6 protein-coding genes are annotated in these 6,000 nt (G+C 72.3%); 3 read left to right on the top strand and 3 right to left on the bottom strand.

Going from position 1 to position 6,000, the window contains the following annotated elements; genetic code table 11:
- The 3 genes from B9S58_RS14930 to B9S58_RS14920 form a co-directional block, all read right to left on the bottom strand.
- Nucleotides 1-589 (bottom strand): NADH-quinone oxidoreductase subunit C (locus B9S58_RS14930; protein ID WP_146063505.1); only part of this gene is annotated, 589 nt, incomplete at its 3' end.
- Nucleotides 586-1,293 carry an NADH-quinone oxidoreductase subunit B gene (locus B9S58_RS14925; RefSeq protein ID WP_103532591.1) on the bottom strand — a complete coding sequence of 236 codons (708 nt, stop codon included), beginning with the start codon at nucleotides 1,291-1,293 and terminating at the stop codon, nucleotides 586-588. The genes B9S58_RS14930 and B9S58_RS14925, both read right to left, overlap by 4 nt.
- On the bottom strand, nucleotides 1,284-1,700 hold the full coding sequence (locus B9S58_RS14920) for an NADH-quinone oxidoreductase subunit A (protein WP_103532597.1): 417 nt from the start codon (nucleotides 1,698-1,700) through the stop codon (nucleotides 1,284-1,286). Before B9S58_RS14920 ends, B9S58_RS14925 begins: the two co-directional genes overlap by 10 nt.
- 255 nt (nucleotides 1,701-1,955) lie before the next feature.
- Here B9S58_RS14920 and B9S58_RS14915 point away from each other — a divergent pair, with 255 nt between their 5' ends.
- The 3 genes from B9S58_RS14915 to B9S58_RS14905 all read left to right on the top strand — a co-directional run bounded on the left by B9S58_RS14915 (nucleotide 1,956) and on the right by B9S58_RS14905 (nucleotide 5,847).
- Nucleotides 1,956-3,131, top strand: a complete 1,176-nt coding sequence (locus B9S58_RS14915; protein ID WP_103532590.1) for a sensor histidine kinase — start codon at nucleotides 1,956-1,958, stop codon at nucleotides 3,129-3,131.
- A gap of 272 nt (nucleotides 3,132-3,403) precedes the next feature.
- Nucleotides 3,404-4,765: a sensor histidine kinase gene (locus B9S58_RS14910; protein WP_103532589.1), complete on the top strand. Its 1,362-nt coding sequence runs from the start codon at nucleotides 3,404-3,406 to the stop codon at nucleotides 4,763-4,765.
- A gap of 422 nt (nucleotides 4,766-5,187) precedes the next feature.
- A complete protein-coding gene (locus B9S58_RS14905) occupies nucleotides 5,188-5,847 on the top strand; it encodes a response regulator transcription factor (RefSeq protein ID WP_103532596.1) in 660 nt (219 codons plus the stop codon).
- Nucleotides 5,848-6,000 lie beyond the last annotated feature (153 nt).

Raw genomic sequence — 6,000 nt, 5'->3', positions numbered from 1 at the left:
CGTTCGGGTCGGGGACCCCGGGCGGGAGCATCGCGCGACGCTTGGGACCGGTGTGGCCCTCCGCCGGCTCCCCCGGTTCCTTCGCCCCGGGCCAGGCCTTGGCGACGCGCGCGGCCAGGACGAAGTCCTTGCACAGCGGGTGGCCCTCGAAGCCTTCCGGCAGGAGCAGCGGTACGAGATGGGGGTGGCCCTCGAACGCGACACCGAACATCTCGTGCGTCTCACGCTCGTGCCACGCGGCGCCCGCGTAGACGTCGATGGCGCTGGGCAGGACCGCCGCGTCGTGCGGCACGGTCGTCCGTACCATCAGCCGCCGCACTCTACCCGTGCCCAGGGCCGCGACATGGACGCAGACGCGGAAGCCGGTGCCCGGTTCGTCCACGGCACTGAGCCAGTCGAAGTAGCTGCACCCGAGCTCGTCGCGGGCGGTCCGCAGCGCGGTGAGCCAGGCGGTGGCGGGAACGTCGACGGTCAGCAGGTCGTACGCCGACTCCGCCGTGGCCTCGCCGCCGAAAAGATCGGTGACCGCGTCCGGCAGCCGGTCGTAGGCCTCGGCCGCGGTTTCGGCGTACCGGTCGGGTTCGCTCATCGCTGCCCCTCCCCCGGCGTCGCGGTCTCTGTCGAGGCCGGCGTCGAAGTCTGTGCCGAGGCCGGAGTCGGAGTCGGCGCGGCGACCAGCCCGCTGCGCAGGGCCTCGGTGGACGGGCCGCCGGCAGTCGCCCCGGAGGCGTACCGCTCGGCGAGGGATTCGCGCGCGATCTTCTCCTGGAGCTTGAGAACGCCCTGGAGCAGCGCCTCGGGCCGGGGCGGGCAGCCGGGTACGTACACATCGACGGGGATGATCTGGTCGACGCCCTTGGTGACGGAGTACGAGTCCCAGTAGGGGCCGCCGCAGTTGGAGCAGGCGCCGAAGGAGATGACGTACTTCGGTTCGGGCATCTGCTCGTACAGCCGCTTCACGGCCGGGGCCATCTTGTCCGTCACCGTGCCGGACACGATCATGAGGTCGGCCTGCCGGGGACCGGGCGCGAACGGGATCACGCCCAGCCTGATGAAGTCGTGGCGCGCCATGGACGCGGCGATGAACTCGATGGCGCAGCAGGCCAGTCCGAAGTTGAAGACCCAGAGGCTGTAGCGGCGGCCCCAGTTGAGGACGACCTTCATCGGTTCCGGTGCGAGCCGGGAGAGCACGCCGAGGCGCTTCGGCTCGGGGAGGAGGACCGGGTCGGACGGGGGCGGGGGCGCGGGCGCGGGCTGCTGGGACTCGGGGGTCGGCCGGCTCGTCAGGCCCATGCGAGGACGCCCTTCTTCCATGCGTAGAGCAGTCCCACGGCCAGGAAGCCGAGGAAGATGAACATTTCGACCAGGGTCGTCGCCCCGTATCCGGGCGCCGCGAACACCGTGGCCCACGGGAACAGGAAGATGGAGTCGACCGCGAAGATCACGTAGAGGAACGCGTAGACGTAGTAGCGGACCTGGGTGTGCGCCCAGCCCTCGCCGACCGGGTCGACGCCGCATTCGTAGGTGAGGAGCTTCTCCGGGGTGGGGACGACGGGGCGCAGCAGTCGCCCGCCTCCGAAGGCCACGGCGACGAACAGGACGCCGACCAGGGCGAGCAGGCCGATGACCGAGTAGCTCTGGAAGTACTCCGAGGCGAGTGCGGTGGGTCCGCCCACCGGACCGCCAGACACTCCGGTCATTCCTGCCGCGTCCGCCACGCCTGCCGCGCCGGTCACGTCCGTAGCGCCGGTCACGCCGGTCACGTCGGCCACGTCCGCCCCTTGCTCCTTCGTTGTCCGTATCTGTCCCGCGTACCTGATTCTGTACGCACGGGAGTCTAGGGCCTGTTAAACGGGGTGTAAGCAGCCGCGTCGGGCATCGGGTGGGGTTATCCCTACTTCACCCCACCCATGAGCCCCATGGTGTGCGCGGGGGCGGCCCGGCAGGCTGGGGGTATGACCATGAGCCCATCCGTGCCGGACCCAGACCGGCTGCCGCCCGCCCGCTTCGCCCTCGACCGGTGGACCTGGCGGGAGGTCGCGTATCTCCTCGCCAATCTGCCGTTGGCCGTCGTCGGGTTCGTCTACACGGTCCTTGTGGTCGCCGTCGGCGCCGGGCTCTCCGTCACGGTGATCGGTCTGCCGCTGCTGGTCGGCGGGCTCCAGGGCTCCCGGCTGCTGGGCCGGCTGGAGCGGCGGCGGGCGCGGGGGATGCTCGGTGCACGGGTCGAGGAGCCGAGTCCGCTGGCGCGCGGCCACCGGGGCCAGGGGTTCTTCGTCCGGCTCTGGGCGGGGCTGAGGGACCCGGTGGGCTGGCGGGCGTTGCTGTACGGGTTCATCCGACTGCCGTGGGGGGTGCTGACGTTCGCGGTGACTCTGGTGAGCCTGTTCGTCCTGTGGCCGGTGCTGCCGTTCATCACGCGGGGGCTGACGGCGGTTGACCGGGCGATGGCGCGCGGGCTGCTGTCGCCCTCGGACGAGCTGGAGCGGCGCATCGCCGAGCTGGAGTCGGACCGGGGTGTGGTCGTGGACACCGCCGCCGCCGACCTTCGCCGGATCGAGCGCGACCTGCACGACGGCGCACAGGCCCGCCTGGTCGCCCTCGCCATGGGGCTCGGCCTCGCCAAGGAGAAGCTCACCGACGACCCCGAAGCCGCGGCCCGCATGGTCGACGAGGCACACGGCGAGATCAAGGTCGCCCTCCAGGAGCTGCGCGACCTGGCCCGCGGGATCCACCCCGCCGTCCTCACCGACCGGGGCCTGGACGCCGCGCTCTCCGCCATCGCCTCCCGCTGCACGGTTCCGGTCAAGGTGTCGGTGGGGCTTCGGGGGCGTCCTGCGGAGGCGATCGAGGGCATCGCGTACTTCACCGTCTCGGAGCTGCTCCAGAACGTCAGCAAGCACAGCGGAGCGGGGTCGGCCTCCGTCGACGTGTGGCGTTCGGGCGACCGGCTGATGCTCCAGGTCACGGACGACGGCGGGGGCGGGGCCCGGATGGACGGTGGTACGGGGCTGGCTGGGCTCACCGAACGGCTCGACGCGGTCGACGGGGTGTTCGTCCTGGACTCGCCGGAAGGCGGGCCGACGACCGTCACCGCCGAGCTGCCCTGGCGCGACCGGGCTGCGGCCTGACCGGCTGCCCTGCTGTCCGCGGGCCCCGGAGGTGGCCCCGGACGCCCCGGGCCGCCCCCGGGTGGGGCCTCGGCCCGGCCTGCCCGGCCGCCCCCGGGTGAGGTGGGGAAAACCCCCGGTCGAATACGGAGAGGGTCCTCATGGTGCGGAAAGCCGTCGGCCAGCACCCTTGAGGGAGAACGGTCCGTGGTGACGGGCCGCCTCCGCGTCATGGCGGCGCACACCCCACGCACAGCCCACTGAGAGACTGAGACAGAGACGGACGGGGACTCATGGCCACGGCATACGGACCGGACACGCGGGACCGGGAACATCAGGGTTCCGGCCCCGGCTTCGGGGCGAGGACCCCGGCGAAGCACTTCCTCCCGGCGCCGCTGCGAGCGCCCCTGGAGGCCCGTACCTGGCGCGAGCTCCTCTACGCGCTGCTGAGCTTCCCGCTCAGCACGGTGGCGTTCGTCTTCGCGGTCACCATGACCTCGATGAGCGCGGGTCTGCTGGTCACCTTCATCGGGATACCGGTCCTCGCGGTCGGTCTCGCCGTCTTCCGGGGCTTCGGCGCGCTGGAGCGGCACCGGGCGCGCGGGCTGCTGCGGGTGGAGGTGGCGGATCCGGAGCGGGTGCGGGGAGAGACCGGCGGCCCGATGTCCTGGATGGGCGCGGTCCTCAAGAGCGGGGTGTCCTGGCGGCATCTGCTGTACACACTGCTGCACTTCCCGTGGGCGACGTTCACGTTCGTCGTCGCGATCTCGTTCTGGACGTACGGCCTGGCGGCGCTGACGTACCCGCTGTGGTTCTGGCTCTTCCCGGTGTTCGGTGGGCAGGACGGCCTCCAGCTGTACGGGGACAGGACCCACCAGGAGTATCTGGACTCGCCCGCCGAGCTGGCGGTGACCGGGGCCATAGGCCTGGTGCTGGTGATGGCGGCGCCGTGGATCGTGCGGGGTCTACTGACGGTGGACCGGCTGATGGTCACCGGTCTGCTGGGCCCGTCCCGGCTGGCCACCCGGGTCTCCGAGCTGGAGTCGGACCGGGGCGTGGTCGTGGACACCGCCGCCGCCGACCTTCGCCGGATCGAGCGCGACCTGCACGACGGCGCACAGGCCCGCCTGGTCGCCCTCGCCATGGGGCTCGGCCTCGCCAAGGAGAAGCTCACCGACGACCCCGAAGCCGCGGCCCGCATGGTCGACGAGGCACACGGCGAGATCAAGGTCGCCCTCCAGGAGCTGCGCGACCTGGCCCGCGGGATCCACCCCGCCGTCCTCACCGACCGGGGCCTGGACGCCGCGCTCTCCGCCATCGCCTCCCGCTGCACCGTGCCCGTGACGGTCGAGGTGGACCTGGACTCGCGGCCCGCGCAGGCGATCGAGGGCATGGCGTACTTCACCGTCTCGGAGCTGCTCCAGAACGTCAGCAAGCACGCCCGGGCGACCCGGGCCACGGTCGACGTGTGGCGGGCGGCCGACCGGCTGATGCTCCAGGTCACGGACAACGGCCGGGGCGGTGCGTCGTCGGCCTCGGGCGGCGGCCTGGCCGGGTTGACGGAGCGGCTGGACGCCGTGGACGGGGTCCTTGTGGTCGACTCCCCGGCCGGTGGCCCGACCACGGTCACGGCCGAGCTGCCCTGGCGCGGCTGACCGGAACGCGCCTCCGCCCCACTCCTCCCCCTCCCCCCTCGCCCTCGCCCTCTTTCCTCTTCGGCCCCTTCTCCCCCTCCGCGTACGTACGCCCCGTCGCCCGGCCCCCTCGGTCCGGCAATGGGGTGTACGGGCGTGCGCATCCGGGGCCCCCGGGGGGCATGCAGCCGTGAGCGTCCAGGGCGTACGGCCGTGAGTCCGGGGCGAGCGGCGGGGGCCTCGGGTCCTCGGGTCCTCGCACGGCTCTACGCCCGGTCCGCGCGGGTTATCCACAGGTCCCCCATCCGTGTCCGGGGCCTGGGATGCTTGAGCGGTCGGGGCGCGGTGCGCGGTGGCCGGGCGTGGTGCGTGCGGGGTCGCGGGGAACGCGGCATATTCGGAACAGTGGGGGACTCGCAGTCGTGGAGAACGTGGAGAACAGGGTGCGCGTGGTCATCGCCGAGGATTCGGTCCTGCTCCGGGAGGGGCTCACCCGTCTGCTCACCGATCTCGGGCACGACGTGGTCGCGGGGGTCGGGGACGCGGAGGCGCTGCTCAAGACCGTGGCGGAGCTCGACGGCCGGCAGGCGCTTCCCGATGTGGTGGTCGCCGATGTGCGGATGCCGCCGACGCACACCGACGAGGGAGTGCGCGCGGCGGTGCGGCTGCGGAAGGACTACCCGGACATCGGGGTGCTGGTCCTCTCCCAATACGTGGAGGAGCAGTACGCCACCGAGCTGCTGGCGGGCAGCAGCCGCGGGGTGGGGTATCTGCTGAAGGACCGGGTGGCCGAGGTCCGCGAGTTCGTGGACGCCGTCGTCCGGGTGGCGCAGGGAGGGACGGCGCTGGACCCGGAAGTGGTGGCGCAGCTGCTGGGCCGCAGCCGGAAGCAGGACGTGCTGGCCAGGCTGACCCCACGCGAGCGGGAGGTCCTCGGCCTGATGGCCGAGGGCCGGACGAACTCTGCCGTCGCCCGGCAGCTCGTGGTGAGCGACGGAGCGGTCGAGAAGCACGTCAGCAACATCTTCCTGAAGCTGGGTCTCTCGCCCAGCGACGGGGACCACCGGCGCGTCCTCGCCGTGCTGACCTACCTGAATTCCTAACGATCTGACACGGCGTCAAGTATCTGAGGAGCCGGAGGCGGGGCGCGGGCTCCGGGCGAGCCCCGGTGGCCACACTCCGAAAGCGCTCCGGGAGCGCTCCGGGGGCATTGCGCGGACCCGGGAGTGTCCGACGGGCGCCGGACGGGCACCTCT

The organism is Streptomyces sp. SM11 (assembly GCF_002910905.1).
Taxonomy (GTDB): Bacteria; Actinomycetota; Actinomycetes; order Streptomycetales; family Streptomycetaceae; genus Streptomyces.
The sequence above is the reverse complement of the archived record's forward strand: the minus strand, read 5'-3'. Positions and strand labels throughout refer to the sequence as shown.